Origin of the sequence: Streptomyces sp. NBRC 109706, from assembly GCF_000974485.1 — a bacterium.
Lineage (GTDB): Bacteria > Actinomycetota > Actinomycetes > Streptomycetales > Streptomycetaceae > Streptomyces.
Genome location: NZ_BBOM01000004.1, coordinates 470915 through 490607 on the forward strand (window position 1 = coordinate 470915; position 19693 = coordinate 490607).

The window sequence follows — 19693 nt, forward strand, 5'->3', positions numbered from 1 at the left end:
TTCTTCGGGTGCTCTTCGGGATGTTCTGGTTCGTCGGTCTGCTCGGGTGTGGTGGTCGGTGGTCGATCCTGTCGCGATCTCTTCCCCGGTCGGCACGCGGGGTATGTCAGTCCCGGTAGCGGGGTTCCGGACGGGTGACGGCGCCCGGCGGGAGGTAGTCGCTGAGCCATGTGTCGAACGCGTCCTGCCAGCGGCTGTCGTTCTCGTCGCCGATGTAGTCCTCCAGCACGGCGTTCACCCAACGCACCAGATCGTCGTCGCCGGGCCGCATCGCCACACCGTAGGACTCGACGGTCAGCTCGTCCCCCACCAGCTGCATCGAGGGGTCCTGCGCGACATGCCCGGCGGCCAGCGCACTGTCCGTCATCAGGGCGTCGGCGTCGCCGAGTTGGATCTGCACCAGGCAGTCGAGGTGGTTGGGCTTCTCCATCAACTCCGCGTTGTGCTCGCGCCGTTTCAGCTCCAGGCTGGCCGTGGACTCCTGGGCGCTGCACACCGTGAGGCCGTCAACCGTCTCGTCGAGGCCGGTGACCTCGGACTGTCTGGGCACCAGCAGCTGTTGGCCGGTCTGGAAGTAGGGGATGGAGAAGGCGACTTCCTCCAGCCGCTCACAGGTGATGGACATGCTGCGCACCACCATGTCCACATGGTTGCGTTCCAGCGCCCTCTCCCGTTCGGCGGTGGGGATGGCGCGGAGGACCAACTCGCCACCGGGGTCGAGCACATCGTCGGCGATGGCCTGGGCCAGCTCGATGTCGAAGCCGACCAGCTCCCCGGACTGCGGCTCCCGGTAGCCCCAGCGGTAGCTGTTCTGGTCGACGCCGATGACCAGCCGCCCTCTCGCGTTGATGGCGTCCACCGTGCTGCCGCCGGCGCGGCTGGCGGGCTGCGGGGACTCCGCCGGGTCGAAGGGCACCCCGTCCGCGTCCCGGCACACCTCCGGGGCGGCGGTGGGCACCGGATTCCGGGTCATGGCCTGGGCGGCCTCGCTGGCCCCGCCGGGCGGCGGCCCCGGTGGCACGCTCGCCCCCTCGGGCAGCGAGCCGATCATCACCGTGCCGGCCAACATCAGCCCGGCGGCGCCCAACAGCAACGCCCGCCGGTCCCGCGCCGCTCCGCGCCCGCGTCTCGTTCGTCGCATGGTCCCCACCCTCCGTTCGCCGTCCGGGCGGCGGTCGTCCGCCGGCCGGCGGCGCCCGCTCGCCCCGTTCACCGGTACTCCGCCAACCGGCGTCCGATCCCCAGCACGATCGCGGTGCCGGCGAGCAGGGCGAGTCCGACGGCCAACGAGGGCACCGGGCCGAGCCAGTTGACGCCGCTGCCGACCGCCGCCCGGAACTCCTTCTGCTGCAGACCGACCGCGTCCCTCAACTCGCCGTCCACCCGGTCGAAGGACTGCCCGGTCGAGTCCGTCTCCCCGATCACCAGCTGGATCGCTTCCTCGTAGTCGCCCTCGGTCTCGGCCGTCGTGACGTCCCCGTGCCGCTGCCGCCACTGCTGGGAGGCCGCGATCGCGGCCTCCACCTGGGCCCCGCCCGCCTCGCTCCCGACGCGCGTCAACGCCTGTCTGAGCAGCCCGGCCTCGGCCCCTTCGTCATCGGCCAACAACCGGTCCATGGAAGCCTGGTAGTCGTCCTCGAACGTGGTGTTGTTCTGCGCGGTCGCGATATCGCCGCCGCGCGACACCAGCGTCAGATTCTCCGAACCGCGCGCCCGCATCGCCTCCGTCCACGCGTCGCTGAGCGTGGTGAGCGCCTGGCCGGGGCCGTTCTCCGCGTCGTTCAACGCCGATCTGGCGAGGGTGTGCGCGCCGACCAGCCAGGCCAGCAGCAGGCCGGCGGCGGCGGTGGCGGCCACCAGGCCCGGGTTCAGCACCCGGTTGGTGCGCCGGTACTGCCGCCACTGGGCCCAGCCGAGCGCCGCCAGCGCGGCGCCGCCCAGGGCCGTGGAGAGCCATGGCCAGGCGCGGGCGTCGGCCAGATCCCGCTGGTAGCGGGCGGTCTCCAGCTCGTACAGCTCGGCGGCCGGGTCGAGCAGCGTCTCCTGCATCTGCTCGTCGGCATAGCGCAGATAGGCGCTGCCCAGCGGCAGGCCCTGGCGGTCGTTGGCCCTGGCGGTCTCCACCAGCCCGGTGTATGTCGGCAGTTCGGCGTTGAGCCCGGTGATCAACGCCTCCGCCGCGTCCGAGTCACCGACCTGCCCGGCCGCCGAGGAGAGCAGGGTGGAGGCGTTGCCGATGCGCTCCTCGTAGCGCTCGCGCACCTCGGGCTTCTCGTCGGCGCCGGCCAGGAAGCCGCTGGCCGCCGTGGTGTTGGCGTCGGCCAGCGAACGGTAGATGTCGGCCGCGGCGCGGCTCAGCGGCTGACTGCTCTGCCGCGCGGTCTTGGCCGCCTCCGCCCGATCCGACAGCTCGGCGTAGGTGCTCAGCCCGAACAGCAGCGTCAACCCGGCCAACACCGCCCCGATCAACCGCAGTCGACCCGGCTCGGTGCCCATGGCCGCACGCAGCCGGCCGGCGTTCTCCACGAACGCGCTCCGCCGGCGCGGCGGGGCGGACGGCGGCGGGTCGACCGAGGGGAGAACGGGCCGGGGCGACGGCAGCGACGCCCCCGCCCCGGCGCGCGGAGCCGGCGCGGCCGGCCCCGAGACGGGCGGGGCGGTCGGTGGCTGGGTCACGTGGTGGGCCCTCCCCCTCGCGATGTCGGCATGGGCCACGGCCAGCAGTATGCCGTTTGGCGTGCCGGACCACACGGCACTTGCCCGGATCTTGTCGCATTCGCGATCTTTCCCCGGGGCGCCGAACGGGCCATGGCACCCGACTCCTCTCCGGGAACGCGCCGCCCCCGAGCGCGCTCCCCGCCGCGCCCGGTCGAGCCGGGCCTGTCAGAGCCGCAGGCCGAAGTACAGGGTCTCCGAACTCCCGTCCGGGGGCGGGATCTCGTGGAAGCCCATCCGCCGGTAGAAGGCGCCCGCTCTGGTGTTCGCCGGGTTCATACCCAGGTGCAGGCCGGGCACTCCGCGCTCGCGCAGCGCGTCGACGAACGTCGTCATCAACCGACTGCCGAGCCCCCGGTGTTGGCCCTCGGGCAGCAGGTCGATATGGAGATGCGCCGGATAGTCGACGGCGAGCGAGGGCACCAGCATCGCCTCGGCGTGGTGCAACAGATGACGCAGCCCCTCGTCCCGGCCGGCCGGCGGCTCGGCCGGCGCGGGGAAGCGCTCGGCGACGGTGGGCAGCCAGCGCTCCCGGAACTCCCGGTAGAACCGGGTGCTGTCGGTGGTGCCGAGGACATAGCCGATGGGCCGCTCACCGTTGTCGACGACGAAGACCAGCTCCGGCTCCAACTCGGCGTAGGGCGTTGCGAAGATCGCCGGGAAGATCTCCGGCTCGGCGAAGTGCCCTGTGGCGTCCTCGCCCGCGTGGGCGGTGCGTATGCAGATGTCTTCCAGCGCGGCGCGGTCACCGGGACGGTAGCCGCGAACGGTGACGGGTCGGGTGTTGTGCATGGCGGTCATTCTGCGCCAGACCTCCCCCGACCGGCAGGGGGTTGTCGTCCCGGTAACCGTCAGTCCGTCGGCTTGGCCAGGGAGACGTCGGGGCCGTCCACCTGCGAGATGCCGGCCGCGTCCAACGCGCTCTTGATGCGCCAGCGCAGCTCCCGCTCCACCGGCTCCGCCTTCCCCGGCGGGGTCTTCACGCTGACCTTGAGGACCATCGACTCCAGCGCCACCGAGGTCAGGCCCAGCACCTCGACCGGCTCCCACAGCAGCTCGTGCCAGGGCTCGGCCGCCGACATCTCGGCGCCGGCCTCCTCGATCAGCTTGCGGACCCGCGCCACATCGACGTCCGAGGCCACCGCCACCTCGACCGAGGCGGTCGCCCAGCCCTGGCTGAGGTTCCCCACCCGCTTCATCTCCCCGTTGCGCACGTACCAGATGGCGCCGTTCTCGCCACGCAGCGTGGTCACCCGCAGGCCGATCTCCAGCACGGTGCCGGTGACCTCGCCCGCGTCGATGGTGTCGCCCACCCCGTACTGGTCCTCCAGCAGCATGAACATCCCGCTCAGCACGTCGGTCACCAGATTGCGCGCCCCGAAGCCGATGGCCACGCCGACGATGCCCGCGCTGGCCACCAGCGGGCCGAGCTGGATGCCCAGTTGGGAGAGGACCATCAGCGCGGCCGTGCCCAGGATCAGCACCGAGGCGGCGCTGCGCAGCACCGAGCCGATGGCCTCCGACCGCTGCCGGCGACGTTCCGCGTTCACCAGCCGGCCGCCGCGCGCCGCCCGCCGCTTGCTGTCCTTCTCGCCCTCCCGGTTGAGCCGCGCGATCAGCCGGCTCAGGGAACGGCGCACCACGAAGCGCACGGCGAACGCGACCACCGTGATCAGCAGAATGCGCAGCGCCACCGCCAGCCAGGTCTCCCAGTTGCCCATGCGGCCCTCTCCGCTCACCCGTTCCTCGCCCCGTGCCGCGGTCAACCGTAATCGGCGCGCGGCCCGGGACGGCGCGGGTCCCGAGGGGGCGGGGGGAAACCCGGGGCGGACGTGGCGGATGACACATGGGACACATTCCCGGATCGTGGTGGCGCCGGTGCCCCTGCCCACGACACACTGAGGGAGATCGTCACGGCGCGAGCCACGTGCCGCCGACGGAAACGGAGGGCGTTCGTGCCACACGTCTTGGTCCTCAACGCTTCGTACGAGCCGCTGGGTGTCGTGCCGGTCCGCCGCGCGCTCATCCTGCTGCTCAACGACAAGGCCGTCAGCCTGGAGAGCTCGGGGCTGCTGATGCGCAGCGCCAGCCACGCCATTCCGGCGCCCAGCGTGGTCAGGCTGAAACGCTTTGTGCGTGTCCCCTACCGCACCGCCGTGCCGCTGACCCGACGTGCGCTCTTCGCGCGGGACGGCGGCCGTTGTGCTTACTGCGGCGGAGTGGCCACCAGCGTCGATCATGTGATCCCGCGCAGCCGAGGCGGCCAGCACGCCTGGGACAACGTCGTCGCGGCCTGTCGCAGTTGCAACCACATCAAGGCCGACCGGCAGGTCGCCGAGCTGGGCTGGCGGCTGCGCCACCCGCCGGGGCCGCCCTCGGGCCTGGCCTGGCGCATCATCGGCACCGGGCACCGCGATCCGCGCTGGCTCCCCTATCTGCGGCCCTACGGCGCCGATGACGCGCTCGCCAGGATCGAGGCCCATCCGGTCCGCGCGGGGAAGGGCGGCAAGCCGGCCAAGCCCGTCAAGCCGAGCGAGCCGGCCGAGTCCGTCTGACACCCCCGCGCCCTCACCCGATCGGATGGCCGGCGCCCGGCCTCGCCGGCCGGCGGACCAGGCCCCGTCCGATCGCGAAAAACATGGGCCTGTCGGGCCCTGCGGCAACAAGATTTCTCGCGTCGACCGACGTGAGGTGCGCCGCTTTCCCGTCGCGGCCACGGATGCGATGACGTTCACTGGGTAGAGCAGTACCCAAGACGACTGCCGTCCCTGAACGGAGACCCCCGTGGCCGTTGCCACTCGGAACCAGTGCAAAAGCAAACGTGTCAGCCAGCAGGGCCCGCCGCCGATGATCGGTGTGCCCGCCCAGGCCGCCGCCCGTGAGGTGCCGCTCACCAGCGAGCCCCCGCTCGGCGATCTCGCCCCCCTCACCTCGGAACAGCCCCTGGCCGCCCAGTCGCCCCTGGTCTCCGAGCCCAGCGGTCGCGGGGGCGCGGAGGCCATCGGCGTCTGATGGACGCCCTGGCGCGGCTCGCCGCCGCCCACTCGGTGGCCACCTCCTACGCCCCCTCGCCCGGGGAGTCCATCGAGGTACCCAGGTCCACGGTGGTGGCCGTGCTCGCGGCGCTCGGCGTGGACGCCGGCACCCCGGCCGCCGTCGAAGCGGCGCTCGCCCAACGGGCCGAACGGACCCGACGGCTGCTGCCCCCCACCCTGGTGGCCCGACCGAGCGCCCCCGTCACCCCGCCGCCGGTGCCCGCCGGCACCGTGTGCACGCTGGTCCTGGAGGACGGTTCACGCCGCCCGCTGGACGCGACGCCGCCCCCCGTCGGCCGGCACACCCTGCACGCGCTGGCGCCCGACGGGCGCGCCGCCCACGCCACGGTGCTCGTTCCCCCCGACACCGCGCCCACCCCCGGGGCGCGGGACATCGGGCTGATGGTCCAGCTCTACTCGCTGCTCTCGCGCGACTCCTGGGGCATGGGCGACCTGGCCGACCTCGCCGCGCTGGCGCGCTGGGCGGGCCCCGCGCTCGGCGTCGGCTTCCTCCAGCTCAACCCGCTGCACGCGGCCGTCCCGGCGCCCGAGGGCGAGACGGTCGATCCGTCCCCCTACCGCCCGGCCACCCGCCGCTTCGCCGATCCGGTGCATCTGCGGATCGAGGCGATCCCCGAGTACGCCGCGCTGGACGCGGCGGCCCGCGCCCGCGTCGCACCGCTGCTGGAACGGGCCGCCCGGTTGCGCCGGGCGGTGCTCGACGAACGCGCCCCCATCGACCGGGACGCCGTCTGGGCGGCCAAGCGCGCCGCGCTGGAGATCCTGCACCCGGTGCCGCTGGACGCGGCGCGGGCCGCCGCGTTCCGCGCCTACCAGGACGACTGCGGACAGGCCCTCACCGACCACGCCACCTGGTGCGCCCTGGTCGAGCTGCACGGACCCGACTGGCACCGCTGGCCCGCCGGGCTGCGCCGCCCCGACACCGCCGAGACGGCCGCCGCCCGGGACGCGCACCGCCCGCTGGTCGACTTCCACCGCTGGCTGACCTGGCTCACCGATGTCCAACTGGCCGACGCCCAACGCGCCGCCAGGGACGCCGGCATGGGCATCGGCCTGCTGCACGATCTGGCCGTCGGCGTCCACCCCGACGGCTCCGACGCCTGGGCCGGCCAGGATGTGCTGGCCGACGGCATGTCGGTCGGCGCGCCCCCCGACACCTTCAACGAACGCGGCCAGGACTGGGGCCTGCCGCCCTGGCGGCCCGACGCGCTGGCCGAGGCCGGCTACGCGCCCTGTCTTGAGCTGGCCGGCGCCCTGGCCCGGCACGCCGGCGGGCTGCGCGTCGACCATGTGATGGGACAGTTCCGGCTCTGGTGGATCCCCCGGGGCGCCGAGCCGCGCGACGGCACCTATGTCGGCTATGACGCGGACGCGATGCTCGCCGTGCTGGCACTGGCCGCGCACCGGGCCGGCGCCGTGCTGGTCGGCGAGGACCTGGGCACGGTCGAGCCCGGCGTCCGGGAGCGGCTGGCCGAACGCGGCGTCGCCGGCACCTCGGTGCTGTGGTTCGAACGCCACTGGGACCGCGAAGGCCGCCCGCCGCTCGACCCGGCGGACTGGCGCGCCAACTGCCTGGCCACGGTCACCACCCACGATCTGCCGGCCACCGCCGGCCGGTTCGACGGATCCGACGTCCGGCTGCGCCGCCGGCTCGGCCTGCTGACCGAGCCGGATCGGGCCGTCGCCGAGGCGGACGCCGAGGTGCGGGACTGGACGGCCACCTTCCGCCGCATGGGGCTGCTGGGGGACGGCCCGGCCGAGGAGGAGGCGGCCGAGGAGGAGTGGATCGCCGCCGCCTACCGCTTTCTGGCGCTGACCCCGGCCCGGCTGGTCGGCGTCTGGCTCCCCGACGGCCTCGGCGACCGCCGCCCGCAGAACGTCCCCGGCACCTGGCGCCAATACCCCAACTGGCGGCTGCCGGTGGCCGATGCCGGCGGACGCCCCATCCCCCTGGAGGAGCTGACCGCGTCCGAGCGGTTGGCCCGGCTGGTCGCCTCGGTACGCGACCCGGGGCCCTGAGCCACGGCCGGCGCGAGGCGTTCGTTAGTGTGGGGGCGTGGTCAACATGAACAAGAAGCGTGCCGCCGCGGTCACACTCGGCACGGTGCTGCTGATGACGCTGTCCTCCCCGGCCGCCCACGCCGCGTTGCACCGTGACGACGGCGACGACCCCGGCACCGGCCTGAGCATCGCCGAGACGCTGGGCCTGTTCGTGGTGGCGCCCGTCGTTCTCTTCGCGCTGATCGCCTGGGCCGTCGTCCTCGGCGAACGCAAGCGCTGACGCCTTCCCGGCGGAGCCACGCGAGCTCCCGCCCGCCCCGACGGTCTTCGGCCGACGGCCGCGCCGGCACAGCGGATCGCCGGCCCCGGAGATCCGCCGGCAGGCTCCGGCTCCGACGCCCTCGACGGTCTTCGGCCGGGCCCTCCTTCGGGGCCCGGCCGAATCGGCTTCCGGCGGTCAGGCCGCCGCCGCGTCCGCCCGCTGGGCGCGCAGCGCCCGCTCGATGCCGGCCCTTGACTCCGTGACCAGCCGGCGCAGCGCCGCCGTCGGCTCCGTCGCCGCCAGCCAGGCGTCCGTCGCCTCCAGCGTCTCCGGCGACGTCTGGGTCGCCGGGTAGAGGCCGATCGCGATGGCCTGCGCGGACTCGTGGCTACGGGTCTTCCACACGTCCTCGATCACCTCGAAGAACGACTTCGCGTACGGCGCCAGCAGCTCCCGCTGGTCGGTCTGGGTGAAGCCGTTGATCGTCGCCTCCCTGATGGCGTTCGGCAGGCTCTCGTCGAACACCGCCGCCTGCCAGGCCGCCGCCTTGGCCTCGGCCGTGGGCCTCGCCGCCCTGGCCGCCGCCGCGTGCTCCTCACCGGCGGAGGTCGGGTCGCGCCGCAGCTCGGCGGCGATGGCCTCCTCGTCGGCGCGGCCCCTGGCCACCAGCCGCAGCAGCAGCGACCAGCGCAGATCGGTGTCCACCGCGAGGCCAGGCACCTCGGCGCTGCCGTCCAACAGCCCGGCGAGCAGGGCCAGTTCCTCGTCGGCGCGCGCGGTGGCCGCCAACGCCCTGGCCCAGGCGAGCTGGTGGTCGCTGCCGGGCTCGGCCGCGTGCAGCTGCTTCAGGGTCTCGGCCGACCAGACGGCCAGCCCCTCGGCCCGCCACTCGGGGTCGGCATAGAGGTCGAGCGCCAACTTGACCTGGCGGTGCAGCGACTGGACGACGCCGATGTCCGTCTCCTTGCCGATGCCGGCCAGCACCACCGACAGATAGTCGCGCGTCGCCAGCTCGCCGTCCCTGGTCATGTCCCAGGTCGAGGCCCAGCACAGCGCCCTGGGCAGCGATTCGGTGAAGTCCCCGACGCGGCGGGCGACCTGGGCCGTCGACTCCGGGTCGAGCCGGACCTTGGCATACGACAGATCGTCGTCGTTGAGCAGCACCACGGCCGGCCGCGCCCTGCCGACCAGCGCCGGCACCTCCGTCTCGGCGCCCGTCACATCCAGCTCGATCCGGTCGGTGCGCACCAGCGCGCCGTCCACCGGGTCGTAGAGGCCGACCGCGATGCGGTGCGGGCGCAGCGTGGCCTCGCCCTTGGCGCCGGCCGGCAGCGGCGGCGCCTCCTGCTGGACGACGAACCGGGTGATCACGCCGTCCGCGTCGGTCTCGACCAGCGGGCGCAGCACATTGATACCGGCCGTCTCCAGCCATGCCCTGGACCACGCCTTGAGATCCCGGCCGCTGGTCTCCTCCAGCGCGGCCAGCAGATCCGTCAGCCGGGTGTTGCCCCAGGCGTGCCGCTTGAAGTACGTCCGCACGCCCTGGAAGAACTCGTCCCGCCCGACATAGGCGACCAGCTGCTTGAGCACCGAGGCGCCCTTGGCGTAGGTGATGCCGTCGAAGTTGACCAGCACATCGTCCAGATCGGTGATGTCAGCCATGATCGGGTGCGTGGACGGCAGTTGGTCCTGCCGGTACGCCCAGGTCTTCAGCTGGTTGGCGAACCCGGTCCAGGCGTGCGGCCACCGGCTGCCCGGCGCGTGGGCCAGGCAGGCGACGGAGGTGTAGGTGGCGAACGACTCGTTCAGCCACAGGTCGTTCCACCACTCCATGGTGACCAGATCGCCGAACCACATGTGGGCCAGCTCGTGCAGGATGGTCTCGGCCCTGCTCTCGTACGCCGCGTCCGTCATCTTGGACCGGAACACGTACTGGTCCCTGATGGTGACGGCGCCCGCGTTCTCCATCGCGCCCGCGTTGAACTCGGGAACGAAGAGCTGGTCGTACTTGGCGAACGGGTACGGGTAGTCGAACTGTTCCTCGAACCAGTCGAAGCCCATCCGGGTGACGGAGAGGATCGCGTCGACGTCCAGGTGTTCGGCGAGCGACGGGCGGCAGTAGAGGCCCAGCGGCACCGAACGGCCGTTGCCCTCCCAGGTGCTGTGCACCGCGTGGTACGGGCCCGCGATCAGCGCGGTGATATAGGTGGAGACGCGCGGCGTCGGCTCGAACCGCCACACGTTGTCCGCCGGCTCCGGCGTCGGCGAGTTGGAGATCACCGTCCAGCCCTCGGGCGCGGTGACGGTGAACGCGAACGTGCCCTTGAGGTCCGGCTGCTCGAAGCAGGCGAACACCCGGCGGGCGTCGGGCACCTCGAACTGGGTGTAGAGATAGGTCTGTTGGTCGACCGGGTCGACAAAGCGGTGCAGTCCCTCGCCGGTGTTGGTGTAGGCGCAGTCCGCGACCACCAGCAGCTCGTTGGCGCCCTCGGCGACCTCGGGGAGCGCGATCCTGGAGTCGGCGAAGACCTCCGCCGGGTCGAGCGCGGTCCCGTTGAGCATCACCTCGGCCACCCGGGGCGCGATCAGGTCGACAAAGGTGGACCCGGCCTGGCGCGCGGTGAAGCGGATGGTGGTGCGGGACGGGAAGGTGCCGCCCCGCGGTGCCTCGGACAGGTCGAGCGTGATCTCGTAACCGTCAACGCTGATCAGTTCGGCGCGCTCTTCGGCCTCTTGCCGGGTCAGGTTCGTACCGGGCACCTGGTTCTCCTTCTGTCTGCCTGTCTGCGGTGAATGCGGCGCGTTGGGGGAGGCCGTCGTCCGGCGTCATCCTCGCACGTTGCCGGAACCCGGCTGCCTTGAACGGCGAGCCCCCGGCCGGCCGGCGGCGTGGTCCGCGTTCGGCGCCTCGGGGCGCACCTCGGCTGGTGTGGCACCGGCCGCGACGTCGACCCGGCCTCGGTCGGTGGGCCCGGGTGTTCTCCCCGCCGGAGGCGACCCGTTCAGGCGTGGGGGCCCGCGCCGTGCAGCAGGGTGTCGATGACCCGGGCGGCGAGCGTGTCCGGGTCGGAGCCTTCCGCGCCTTCGGCGCTGTCGCGCAGCGCCTCCCCGAGCAGCGCGTAGTAGACGCGGCGCGTCCAGTCGAGATCGGCCGTCTCGTCGATGAGCCCGTCGGCCCGGGCGCGCTCAAGCACGGTCAGGCAGCGGCGGTCGGCGTCCGGCGCCCGGCGCGGGCCCCCGCGCGGGCCGGAGCCCTGCCATGGCCCGGCCGGCGCACGGAACCTGGCGCCGGGCCACGGCCCGTCGGGTCGCCGCGCCGCCCGTAGCCCGGCTCCGCCCCACCCCGTCCCGCCTCTGCCTTGTCCAGACCCCGAAGACGTCGTGCCGCTGCACCGGCCCACACCCTGCCCCGGCTTTCCCATGTCCGGGCCCCGGAGCCGGGTCACCGCCCGTCGGGTCGCTTCCCGGCCCCGGCCCGACCCTTCCCCAGCCTGGTCCCGGCCAGGGCCGGGACCATGGGGGCGGCTCGGCGCCGGTGGTTGTGCCACGGTGGGCGGCTGCCAACTCGTCGGCCCTGCCTCGCGGGCATGCGGAAATCGGCGCACCCCATCCGGCGACAGCGGCCATCCCCGCCCCGGGCCCAGCGCCCTGGCTCCGGCGCCGAGCGCTTACGTCCCCATGCGGCTGAGGCCCAGCGCCCAGCGCCCCGCGCGCGCACGTCCTGTCCGTCCGTCCCGTGGCCGAGGCCGAGTGCCAACGTCCCAGCGCCGCCGCCGGCCCCGGCCGAGGCCGGGGCCGGCGGCGGGGCCGGTCCGTGGCTGAGGCCCAGTGGCAACGACCCAGTGCCCAACGTCTCAGTGGGGGAGGACGACCACCCAGTCGGTGGTGGGGCGGGTGGCTGCCGCCTGGAGGGCGGCGCGGACGGCGGTGGCCTGGCGGCGCCAGGACGCCTGGAGGGCGCGGGGCGGGATCCGTACCAGCGTGACGCCGAGTCCCTTCAACGTCTGTTCGCGGCGGTGGCGTTCGGTCTCGCGTGGTGTGGGGTGGTGGCCACGCTGGCGGGGAACGCGGGTGTCGAGGTGGATCGCGACGGACGCCTCGGGCCAGTAGGCGTCGACCCGGCCGAGGAATGGGCCGTCCGGCAGCCAGAGGGAGACGTTCCAGCAGGGGTCGGGGAGTCCGCCCTGGCGGACCATGTGGAAGAGCAGGTCCTCGGCGGCCGGTCGGCCGGCGGCCAGGAGATCGTCCACGGCCACCGCGACCCGGGGGTCGTCCAGCCAGCCGGCGTGTTCCAACTCGGCGATCAGGGACCGTGGTTCGCAGTGGCCCCGGCGCACCGCCTCGTGCAGCGGGAGGTGGTTTCTGGCGTCCTCCGGCAGATGGGGCAGGGCGTCGGCCAGTGCGCGGGGGACGCGGGCGACGGGGAGGCCGGCGAGCCGTACCGGTCGGGGCAGCCGCGCGGTGCGGGTGATGCGGGCGGGGCCGACGGAGCGCAGCCGTCTGGTGTGCGGGACCAGTACGTCCACCCGGTCGTCCAGGGCGCCGAGTTGGGGCAGTTCGGCCAGTCCGTGCAGGGCCAGCGCGGCGCGGCCGGTGAGGACGGCCTCGCCCGAGCGGCCGGCGGTGTAGCGGAGCACGGCGTGCAGCAGTTCGTGTTCGCCCGGCGGGTCGGCGTGCAGCAGTACCACGCCGGGCAGCGGCATCTGCCAGGGCCCGCCGGGGCGGCAGCGGCGCCGGGCGGTCGCGGGGGAGACTCCCTGGGCGCGCAGCGCCTCGATGGTGGTCACCCGCCGTGCTGCGTCGGCGAGTTCGGGCCGTTGTCCAGGCGTGAGCGGCACGTCGTGGTTCATGCAGCGGCGATTCCCGCTGGGCACCCGTTCGGCTACCTCTGTTACACAGCCGTGGAGAAACAGCGACATCCCGCCGCGCTTCGGGCAAATGTTCTGCCGCGTCGCGCCCTTGTGGCCGACGCGAGGGCGGGGTATGGACCGGCGTTCCGGCAGCAGTGGGTCGAGCGGCCGGCGCGGATGCGCGCCGGCCGCTCGGGGGGTGTCGCGGTGGATGTCAGACGTCGGCGGCCTGGGCGGTGAGGGCCCGGGACAGGTTGGCGCGCGCCTCGATCACCAGCCGCCGCAGGGCCGGCGGCGCCGACTCGTGGGCCGTCAGCCAGTCGTCCGTCGCGGCCAGGGTCTCCGGGGAGTCCTGGAACGCGGGGAAGAGGCCGCGCACGATGTCCATGGCGATCTCGATGGTCCGCTCCCGCCAGATGTCCTCGATGACGTCGAAGTACCGTTTGGTGTAGGGCTCCAGCAGCTCCCGCTGGTCGGGCTGGGCGAAGCCGTCGATGCTCGCCTCGACCAGCGCGTTGGAGAGCCGGTCGCTGTCCACCACCGAGGCCCAGACCTCCGCCTTGACGGCGGCGTCGGGCCGCGCGGCCAGCGCGCGTACCTGGTGCCGGATGCCGGAGGCGGTGTCGTCCCTGGCGCGTTCGGCCGCGATCTCGTCCGCGCCGACGCGGCCGTCGGCGGCCAGCGCCTTGAGCAGCAGCCAGCGCAGCTCCTGGTCGACGTCGAGCCCGTCGATCCTGGCGTTCCCCGCGAGCAGCCCGGACAGCAGTTGGAAGTCGCTGTCGGATGCGGCGCGGCCGGCGAAGAAGCGGGCCCAGGCCAGCTGGTGGTCGCCGGCCGGCTCGGCGCGCCGCAGCTCGCCGAGCGCCGCCCCGGCCAGCTCCGCGCCGGCCTCCGCGCGGCGCGGCGCGGGAGTGTAGGAGTGCAGCGCGGTGCCCGCCCAGTCGTGCACCATCTGGAGCACGCCGATCTCGGACTCGGCGCCGGCGAAGTCCCTTACCAGCGCGAGGAAGTCACGCGCGGGCAGCAGGGCGTCCCTGGTGAGGTTCCACAGCGCCGACCAGCACAGGGCGCGGGCCAGCGGGTCCTCGATATCGCCCAGATGGGAGCGCAGGGTGTGCAACGAGTCCTCGTCGAACCTGGTCTTGCAGTAGCTCAGGTCGTCGTCGTTGACCAGGATCAGCTCGGGCCGTTCGGCGCCGGTGAGGGCCGGCACTGCGGTGAGCCGGCCGGCCACGTCGACCTCGGCCTGCGCGTAGCGGGTCAGCGGGCCGATGCCGCCCTCGCGCCGGTAGAGGCCGACGGCGACCCGGTGCGGGCGCAGCGTCGGATGCGCCGGATCGGCCTCCTGCCGCACGGACAGCTCGGTGATCCGGCCGTCGGCGGCGTAAGTGACCTGCGGGGTGAGGGAGTTGACGCCGGTGGTGCCGAGCCAGGCGGCGGCCCACCCGGCCATGTCCCGGCCCGAGGTCTCGCCCAGCACGGCCAGCAGGTCCTTCAGCGTGGTGTTGCCGTAGGCGTGGCGCTGGAAGTAGCGGCGGGCGCCCTCGAAGAACGCGTCCTTCCCGACATAGGCGACCAGCTGCTTGAGCACCGAGGCGCCCTTGGCGTAGGTGATCCCGTCGAAGTTGAGCTTGGCGTCCTGCAGATCGCGGATGTCGGCGGTGATCGGATGGGTGCTGGGCTGCTGGTCGGCCTGGTAGGCCCACGCCTTGCGGCGGTTGGCGAAGCTGATCCAGCCCTCGGTGAACTCGGTCGCCTCGACCAGCGCGTAGGCGCCCATGTAGTCGGCGAAGGACTCCTTGAGCCAGAGGTCGTCCCACCACTCCATGGTCACCAGATCGCCGAACCACATGTGCGCCATCTCGTGCAGCAGCGTGTTGGCCCGGCCCTGGTAGGCGGTCCTGGTGGTGCGGCCCCGGAAGACGTACTCCTCGCGGAACGTGACGCAGCCCGGGTTCTCCATCGCGCCGATGTTGTACTCGGGGACGAACGCTTGGTCGTACTTGCCGAACGGGTACGGGTAGCCGAAGTGGTCGTGGAAGAAGTCGAGGCCGCGGCGGGTGGTGTCGAGCAGCGTCTCGGCGTCGAAGTGCGGGGCCAGCGCCTTGCGGCAGAGCACGCCCAGCGGGATGTCCAGCGTCTCGCCGTCGTCGAGGCGGCGCCGGTAGGAGCCGGCGACATAGTGGTAGGGGCCGGCGACGACGGCGGTGATATAGGTGGAGATCGGCTTGGTGGTGGCGAACGTCCAGGTCGCGGCGGTGCCGCCGGTCAGCTGCTCGCGCCGCTCCTCGGCCCCGTTGCTGAGCACCACCCAGTGCGCCGGCGCGGTGATCCGGAAGGCGAACGGGGCCTTGAGGTCCGGCTGTTCGAAGTTGGCGAACACCCGGCGGGCGTCGGCCGGCTCGTACTGCGTGTAGAGGTAGGTCTCGCCGTCCTCGGGGTCGAGGAAGTGGTGCAGCCCCTCGCCGGTGTGGCTGTAGGCGCAACTGGCGTCCACCACAAGCTCGTTCTCCGCGCGTAGCGCGGGCAGCGCGATCCGGGTGCCGTCGAAGACCCGGTCGGTCGGCAGCGAGGCCCCGTTGAGGGTCACCGAGTGCACATGGGGCGCGAGCAGGTCGGCGAAGCTGTCGGCGCCCTCCTCCGCGCAGGCGAACCTGATGGTGGTGGTGGAGCGGAAGGTGCGCGGCCCTTCGGCCGGCGCCGGATCGGTGGCGGCGCGCAGATCGAGTGCGACGTCGTAGCCGTGCACCGTCAGCAGCCGGGCCCGCTCGCGGGCTTCGTCGCGGGTGAGGTTCTCTCCGGGCACGCGTATGACTCCCTGTTGTGACGTGCATCTTTCCGCCTCGCGGAGGGTCGGCGTGAAACGCTTCGGCCTGGCACTCCCCGCGCGGGCGCGTGTCAGCATGTCACGGCGGGCTGGGCGCCGCACGGTGGAATGCGATCGGCGCACCTCGTGTTGGTCACGACGACCGGGGCGTGGTCGGCGCCCCGGCGCGGCCCTTGCCCAACCCTGTGAAGAGGAGAAACAGATGGCGGAGAACGCGACCGGGGACGCGGTGCGGGCGGACTTCTGGTTCGATCCGCTCTGCCCCTGGGCCTGGATGACCTCCCGCTGGATGCTGGAGGTCGAGAAGGTGCGCCCGGTGCGGGTGAGCTGGCATGTGATGAGCCTGGCCGTGCTCAACGAGCCCAAGCTGGACGAGCTGCCGCCCGAGTACGCCGAGGTGCTGCGCGATGCCTGGGGCCCGGTCCGGGTCTGCATCGCGGCGGAGCAGGCGCACGGCAACGAGGTGCTCGGCCCGCTCTACACGGCGCTGGGCGAACGCTTCCACCACCGGCAGCAGGAGAAGAACCGCGCCACCCTGGTCGAGGCCCTGGAGGAGGTCGGGCTGCCGGCCGAGCTGGCGGACGCGGCCGAGACCGACGCCTATGACACCGAGCTGCGGGCCTCGCACAAGGTGGGCATCGACCTGGTCGGCCAGGATGTCGGCACCCCGGTCATCTCGGTGCCGGGCGCCGACGGCGAGCCGGTCGCCTTCTTCGGCCCGGTGGTGACCCCGGCGCCCAAGGGCGAGGCGGCGGCGCGGCTCTGGGACGGGACGCTGCTGGTGGCGAGCACCCCCGGCTTCTACGAGATCAAGCGGACCAGGGACGTGGGCCCGCAGTTCGACGTCTGAACCGTTCGACGGCTGCCCAGGAAGACCGCCCGGACCACGGGCACGGAGACGGCCCCCGCGCGATGCCTCCGCGCGGGGGCCGCTCCCTTCACCGGCCCGCCCCACCCCGACGGGGCGTGAGAAGACGATCGGGCGAACCGGGGCCTCGGTACGACGCGGCGCCGCGCCGTCAGGGCGCCAGCGTCAGCGCGGCGGCGTTGTTCCTGGCCGAGGTGTAACGGGCCGCGACGTCCTGCCAGTTGACCACACGCCACATCGCCTCGACGAAGTCCACCTTCTGGTTGCGGTACTGCAGATAGAAGGCGTGCTCCCAGGCGTCGAAGACCAGCAGCGGAACGGAGCCCTGGCCGACGTTCCCCTGGTGGTCGTAGACCTGCTCCACCACCAGACGCCCGCTGACCGGCTCGAACGCCAGCACGCCCCAGCCGGAGCCCTGGGTGGTCGCGGACGCCTTGGAGAGCTGGGCCTTGAACTTCGCGAAGGAGCCGAAGGACTCGGCGATGGCGTCGGCCAGCTCCCCGGTGCCGTCCTTCTCCAGCGGCTCGCCCCCGCCGTCACCGGTCATGTTGCGCCAGTAGATGGAGTGCAGGATATGGCCGGAGAGGTGGAAGGCGAGGTTCTTCTCCAGCCCGTTGATCGAGTCCCAGGCGTCCTTGTCCCGCGCCTCGGCGAGCCGGTCCAGGGTGTCGTTGGCCCCTTTGACATAGGCCGCGTGGTGCTTGTCGTGGTGCAGTTCGATGATCTCCCCGCTGATGACCGGCTCCAGGGAGGCGTAGTCGTAGGGGAGGTCGGGGAGCGTGTAGGTGGCCATACCGTTGCCTGTCTCCACTAATTGCGAGTGATGTGCAATAGCGGCACGCTATCAGTAGTGCCCGCTCAGCGCCTTGCGAAGCACCGTCCCGGCGTCCCGCGCCACCCAGGTCACCACCAGCCGCTCCCGGTCCGGCTCCCCGCCCCACTGCGCGTACCGGATCCCGGCGAGGGGAACGGTCAACTCCGGTCGGTCGGCGAGCAGTTCGATCGTCATCCGCGTCGTCATCCGCATCGTCATCCCGGCAGTGTCGGCAAGCTCACTCCGACGGGGCCACCGCATTCGGCTAGCGTCGGATGGTCCCGCTCGCTCGAAGCTCTGGAGTATCCCCATGAGTTCAGCCATCGTCGCCGGCCGGCCGGGTGCCGTGCTGGCCGATCTGCTCCCCGCGGCCAGCCACGCCTCGGCCCGCGTCAGAGACGTGGCGCTGATCCTCGGTGGCGCCGCGCTCACCGGCGCGGCGGCCCAGATCGCCGTTCCCGTCCCGGGCTCGCCCGTCCCCGTCACCGGCCAGACCTTCGCCGCGCTGCTGATCGGCGCCTCGTTCGGCACCGGCCGCGCCGCGCTGTCCATGTCCCTCTACGTGCTGGCCGGCATGGCCGGGATGCCGTGGTTCTCCGAGGGCACCTCCGGCTACGGAATGCCGTCCTTCGGCTATCTGCTCGGCATGCTGCTGGCCGCCGTCGTCGTCGGCTCCCTCGCCCGCCGGGGCGGTGACCGCACGGTGCCGCGCACCATCGGCACCATGGCGATCGGCAGCGTCATCATCTACGGCATCGGCGTCCCCTATCTCGCGCTGGCCACCGGGATGTCGGCGAGCGAGGCGATCTCCGCCGGGCTGACGCCGTTCCTGCTCGGCGACGCCCTCAAGGTGGCGCTGGCCATGGGCGCGCTGCCGGCCGCCTGGCACCTGCTGGGGCGCCGCTCGGGCGACTGACGGACGAGGGCGGGAGCCGGCGGCGGACGACCGCCGGCGCCATGCCATATTGGGGGCCATGCGCGTCTACCTCGCCTCCGACCACGCCGGATACGAACTGAAGAACCACCTGGTCGACTGGCTCACCCAGCACGGCCACCAGCCCGTCGACTGCGGCCCCACCCGGTACGACGCCGAGGACGACTACCCCCCGTTCTGCCTGCGCGCGGCCGAGCGGGTCGCCTCGGACCCCGAGGCCCTGGGCATCGTCATCGGCGGCTCGGGCAACGGCGAGGCCATCGCGGCCAACAAGGTCGCCGGCGTCCGCTGTGCCCTCGCCTGGAGCGAGGAGACCGCCCGGCTCGGCCGCGAGCACAACAACGCCAACGTGCTGAGCGTCGGGGCCCGCATGCACACCACCGACGAGGCCACCTCGTTTGTCGCCGTCTTCCTCGACACCGACTACTCGGGCGCCGAGCGACACAGCCGGCGGATCGACATGCTCGCCGCCTACGAGACGGACGGCACCCTGCCCCCGCTGCCCGAGCAGGGCTGATGCCCGAAGGCCACGTCATCCACCGGCTGGCCGCCGACTACGCCGAGCGGTTCGCCGGCCGGCCGGTGCGGGTGGACAGCCCCCAGGGCAAGTTCGCCGACACCGCCGCACTGCTCGACGGCCAGCCGCTGACCGGCACCGAGGCCCACGGCAAACACCTGTTCCTCGGCTTCCCCGAACTCCTCGGCTGGGTCCATATCCACCTCGGCCTCTACGGCAAGGTCGCCTTCGGCACCGGTCCCGCGCCGGCCCCCGTCGGCCAGATACGACTCCGGCTGGCCAACGGGGACCACTGGGCCGAACTCCGCGGCCCCAACACCTGCGCCCTGCGCACCGACGACGAACGGGCCGCCGTCGCCGCCCGCCTCGGCCCCGACCCGCTGCGCGCCGACGCCGACCCGGAGGCCGCCTGGCACCGCGTCTCCCGAAGCCGCTCGGCCATCGCCACCCTGCTGATGGACCAGCAGGTCATCGCCGGCGTGGGCAACGTCTACCGCGCCGAGGTCCTCTTCCGGCACGGCATCGACCCCCACCGGCCCGGTCGTGACCTCAACCGGGCCGAATGGGAAGCCTGTTGGACGGATCTGGTCCTTCTGATGCGCGAGGGTGTCAGACTGGGCCGGATCGATACCGTTCGACCCGAACACACCCCCGAGGCGATGGGGCGCCCGCCCCGGGTGGACGACCACGGGGGCGAGGTCTATGTCTATCGCAGGGCCGGTCAGAGCTGTCTGGTCTGCGCGGGGCCGGTGGCGACCGCCACCCTCGCCGCCAGAAATCTCTTCTGGTGTCCACGCTGTCAGCCTCGCTGAGACTGCCGGATGTCGGTGCGGGCCCGTATCCTCGGGC

At 72.9% G+C, this 19693-nt stretch carries 17 protein-coding genes and 1 pseudogene; 8 read left to right on the forward strand and 10 right to left on the reverse strand.

Annotated features, from left to right (window positions below; all coding sequences use genetic code 11):
• Positions 1–106: 106 nt before the first annotated feature.
• The 4 genes from AOM46_RS01810 to AOM46_RS01825 form a co-directional block, all read right to left on the reverse strand.
• Complete coding sequence (locus AOM46_RS01810) at positions 107–1141, reverse strand: glutamate ABC transporter substrate-binding protein (protein ID WP_062206270.1); 1035 nt, start codon at positions 1139–1141, stop codon at positions 107–109.
• Positions 1142–1209: 68 nt separating this feature from the next.
• On the reverse strand, positions 1210–2676 hold the full coding sequence (locus AOM46_RS01815) for a hypothetical protein (RefSeq protein WP_199823904.1): 1467 nt from the start codon (positions 2674–2676) through the stop codon (positions 1210–1212).
• A 207-nt stretch (positions 2677–2883) separates the two neighbouring features.
• Positions 2884–3507, reverse strand: coding sequence for a GNAT family N-acetyltransferase (locus AOM46_RS01820; RefSeq protein ID WP_062206273.1), 624 nt, complete (start codon positions 3505–3507; stop codon positions 2884–2886).
• A 59-nt stretch (positions 3508–3566) separates the two neighbouring features.
• Positions 3567–4454 carry a mechanosensitive ion channel family protein gene (locus AOM46_RS01825; protein WP_370592622.1) on the reverse strand — a complete coding sequence of 296 codons (888 nt, stop codon included), beginning with the start codon at positions 4452–4454 and terminating at the stop codon, positions 3567–3569.
• Between the two features lie 216 nt (positions 4455–4670).
• On the opposite strand from AOM46_RS01825, the pseudogene AOM46_RS01830 reads away from it, so the two are divergent.
• The 4 genes and pseudogenes from AOM46_RS01830 to AOM46_RS01840 form a co-directional block, all read left to right on the forward strand.
• A pseudogene (locus AOM46_RS01830) lies at positions 4671–5192 on the forward strand (HNH endonuclease); the annotation flags it as partial.
• Positions 5193–5499: 307 nt separating this feature from the next.
• Positions 5500–5727: a hypothetical protein gene (locus AOM46_RS33760; protein WP_158920190.1), complete on the forward strand. Its 228-nt coding sequence runs from the start codon at positions 5500–5502 to the stop codon at positions 5725–5727.
• Positions 5727–7790 carry a 4-alpha-glucanotransferase gene (gene malQ, locus AOM46_RS01835; protein WP_062204559.1) on the forward strand — a complete coding sequence of 688 codons (2064 nt, stop codon included), beginning with the start codon at positions 5727–5729 and terminating at the stop codon, positions 7788–7790. The genes AOM46_RS33760 and malQ overlap by 1 nt, the downstream gene beginning before the upstream one ends.
• 46 nt (positions 7791–7836) lie before the next feature.
• Positions 7837–8052, forward strand: a complete 216-nt coding sequence (locus AOM46_RS01840; protein WP_062206276.1) for a hypothetical protein — start codon at positions 7837–7839, stop codon at positions 8050–8052.
• Positions 8053–8229: 177 nt separating this feature from the next.
• On the opposite strand, the gene pepN (AOM46_RS01845) is transcribed toward AOM46_RS01840, so the two are convergent.
• From pepN (AOM46_RS01845) to pepN (AOM46_RS01860), 4 genes are all read right to left on the reverse strand, one after another.
• Entirely contained in the window at positions 8230–10794 is a 2565-nt protein-coding gene (pepN, locus tag AOM46_RS01845) for an aminopeptidase N (protein WP_062204561.1), read from the reverse strand.
• 242 nt (positions 10795–11036) lie between these two features.
• Entirely contained in the window at positions 11037–11228 is a 192-nt protein-coding gene (locus tag AOM46_RS01850; protein WP_234313588.1) for a hypothetical protein, read from the reverse strand.
• A gap of 660 nt (positions 11229–11888) precedes the next feature.
• Positions 11889–12884 (reverse strand): hypothetical protein, encoded by a 996-nt coding sequence (locus AOM46_RS01855; protein ID WP_062204563.1) that lies wholly within the window; start codon positions 12882–12884, stop codon positions 11889–11891.
• A gap of 214 nt (positions 12885–13098) precedes the next feature.
• The gene (pepN, locus tag AOM46_RS01860) at positions 13099–15690 is read right to left on the reverse strand and encodes an aminopeptidase N (protein WP_062204567.1); all 2592 of its coding nucleotides are present in this window, start codon (positions 15688–15690) and stop codon (positions 13099–13101) included.
• Positions 15691–15913: 223 nt separating this feature from the next.
• Here pepN (AOM46_RS01860) and AOM46_RS01865 point away from each other — a divergent pair, with 223 nt between their 5' ends.
• Positions 15914–16561, forward strand: coding sequence for a DsbA family protein (locus AOM46_RS01865; RefSeq protein ID WP_062204570.1), 648 nt, complete (start codon positions 15914–15916; stop codon positions 16559–16561).
• A 169-nt stretch (positions 16562–16730) separates the two neighbouring features.
• On the opposite strand, the gene AOM46_RS01870 is transcribed toward AOM46_RS01865, so the two are convergent.
• Both AOM46_RS01870 and AOM46_RS01875 read right to left on the reverse strand, forming a co-directional pair.
• Positions 16731–17372 carry a superoxide dismutase gene (locus AOM46_RS01870; RefSeq protein WP_062204573.1) on the reverse strand — a complete coding sequence of 214 codons (642 nt, stop codon included), beginning with the start codon at positions 17370–17372 and terminating at the stop codon, positions 16731–16733.
• Positions 17373–17423: 51 nt separating this feature from the next.
• Positions 17424–17612 (reverse strand): hypothetical protein, encoded by a 189-nt coding sequence (locus AOM46_RS01875; RefSeq protein WP_062204576.1) that lies wholly within the window; start codon positions 17610–17612, stop codon positions 17424–17426.
• A gap of 91 nt (positions 17613–17703) precedes the next feature.
• Between AOM46_RS01875 and AOM46_RS01880 the strand changes: the two genes are divergently transcribed.
• From AOM46_RS01880 to AOM46_RS01890, 3 genes are read left to right on the forward strand one after another with little or no spacing between them, the layout of a single operon-like run.
• Positions 17704–18309 (forward strand): biotin transporter BioY, encoded by a 606-nt coding sequence (locus AOM46_RS01880; RefSeq protein ID WP_062204579.1) that lies wholly within the window; start codon positions 17704–17706, stop codon positions 18307–18309.
• 58 nt (positions 18310–18367) lie between these two features.
• Entirely contained in the window at positions 18368–18844 is a 477-nt protein-coding gene (locus tag AOM46_RS01885; RefSeq protein ID WP_062204581.1) for a ribose-5-phosphate isomerase, read from the forward strand.
• Positions 18844–19656 (forward strand): Fpg/Nei family DNA glycosylase, encoded by an 813-nt coding sequence (locus tag AOM46_RS01890; protein WP_062204584.1) that lies wholly within the window; start codon positions 18844–18846, stop codon positions 19654–19656. The genes AOM46_RS01885 and AOM46_RS01890 overlap by 1 nt, the downstream gene beginning before the upstream one ends.
• The last annotated feature ends 37 nt before the right edge of the window (positions 19657–19693 follow it).

Bases quoted from the DNA above. Each gene is read 5' to 3' on its own strand.
- AOM46_RS01865 (WP_062204570.1), top strand. From the start codon at position 15,914: ATGGCGGAGAACGCGACCGGGGACGCGGTGCGGGCGGACTTCTGGTTC.
- AOM46_RS01885 (WP_062204581.1), top strand. From the start codon at position 18,368: ATGCGCGTCTACCTCGCCTCCGACCACGCCGGATACGAACTGAAGAAC.
- AOM46_RS01810 (WP_062206270.1), bottom strand. From the start codon at position 1,141: ATGCGACGAACGAGACGCGGGCGCGGAGCGGCGCGGGACCGGCGGGCG.
- AOM46_RS01855 (WP_062204563.1), bottom strand. From the start codon at position 12,884: ATGAACCACGACGTGCCGCTCACGCCTGGACAACGGCCCGAACTCGCC.
- AOM46_RS01870 (WP_062204573.1), bottom strand. From the start codon at position 17,372: ATGGCCACCTACACGCTCCCCGACCTCCCCTACGACTACGCCTCCCTG.
- AOM46_RS01880 (WP_062204579.1), top strand. From the start codon at position 17,704: ATGAGTTCAGCCATCGTCGCCGGCCGGCCGGGTGCCGTGCTGGCCGAT.
- AOM46_RS01875 (WP_062204576.1), bottom strand. From the start codon at position 17,612: ATGACGATGCGGATGACGACGCGGATGACGATCGAACTGCTCGCCGAC.
- malQ (WP_062204559.1), top strand. From the start codon at position 5,727: ATGGACGCCCTGGCGCGGCTCGCCGCCGCCCACTCGGTGGCCACCTCC.
- AOM46_RS01820 (WP_062206273.1), bottom strand. From the start codon at position 3,507: ATGCACAACACCCGACCCGTCACCGTTCGCGGCTACCGTCCCGGTGAC.
- AOM46_RS01890 (WP_062204584.1), top strand. From the start codon at position 18,844: ATGCCCGAAGGCCACGTCATCCACCGGCTGGCCGCCGACTACGCCGAG.
- AOM46_RS01840 (WP_062206276.1), top strand. From the start codon at position 7,837: ATGAACAAGAAGCGTGCCGCCGCGGTCACACTCGGCACGGTGCTGCTG.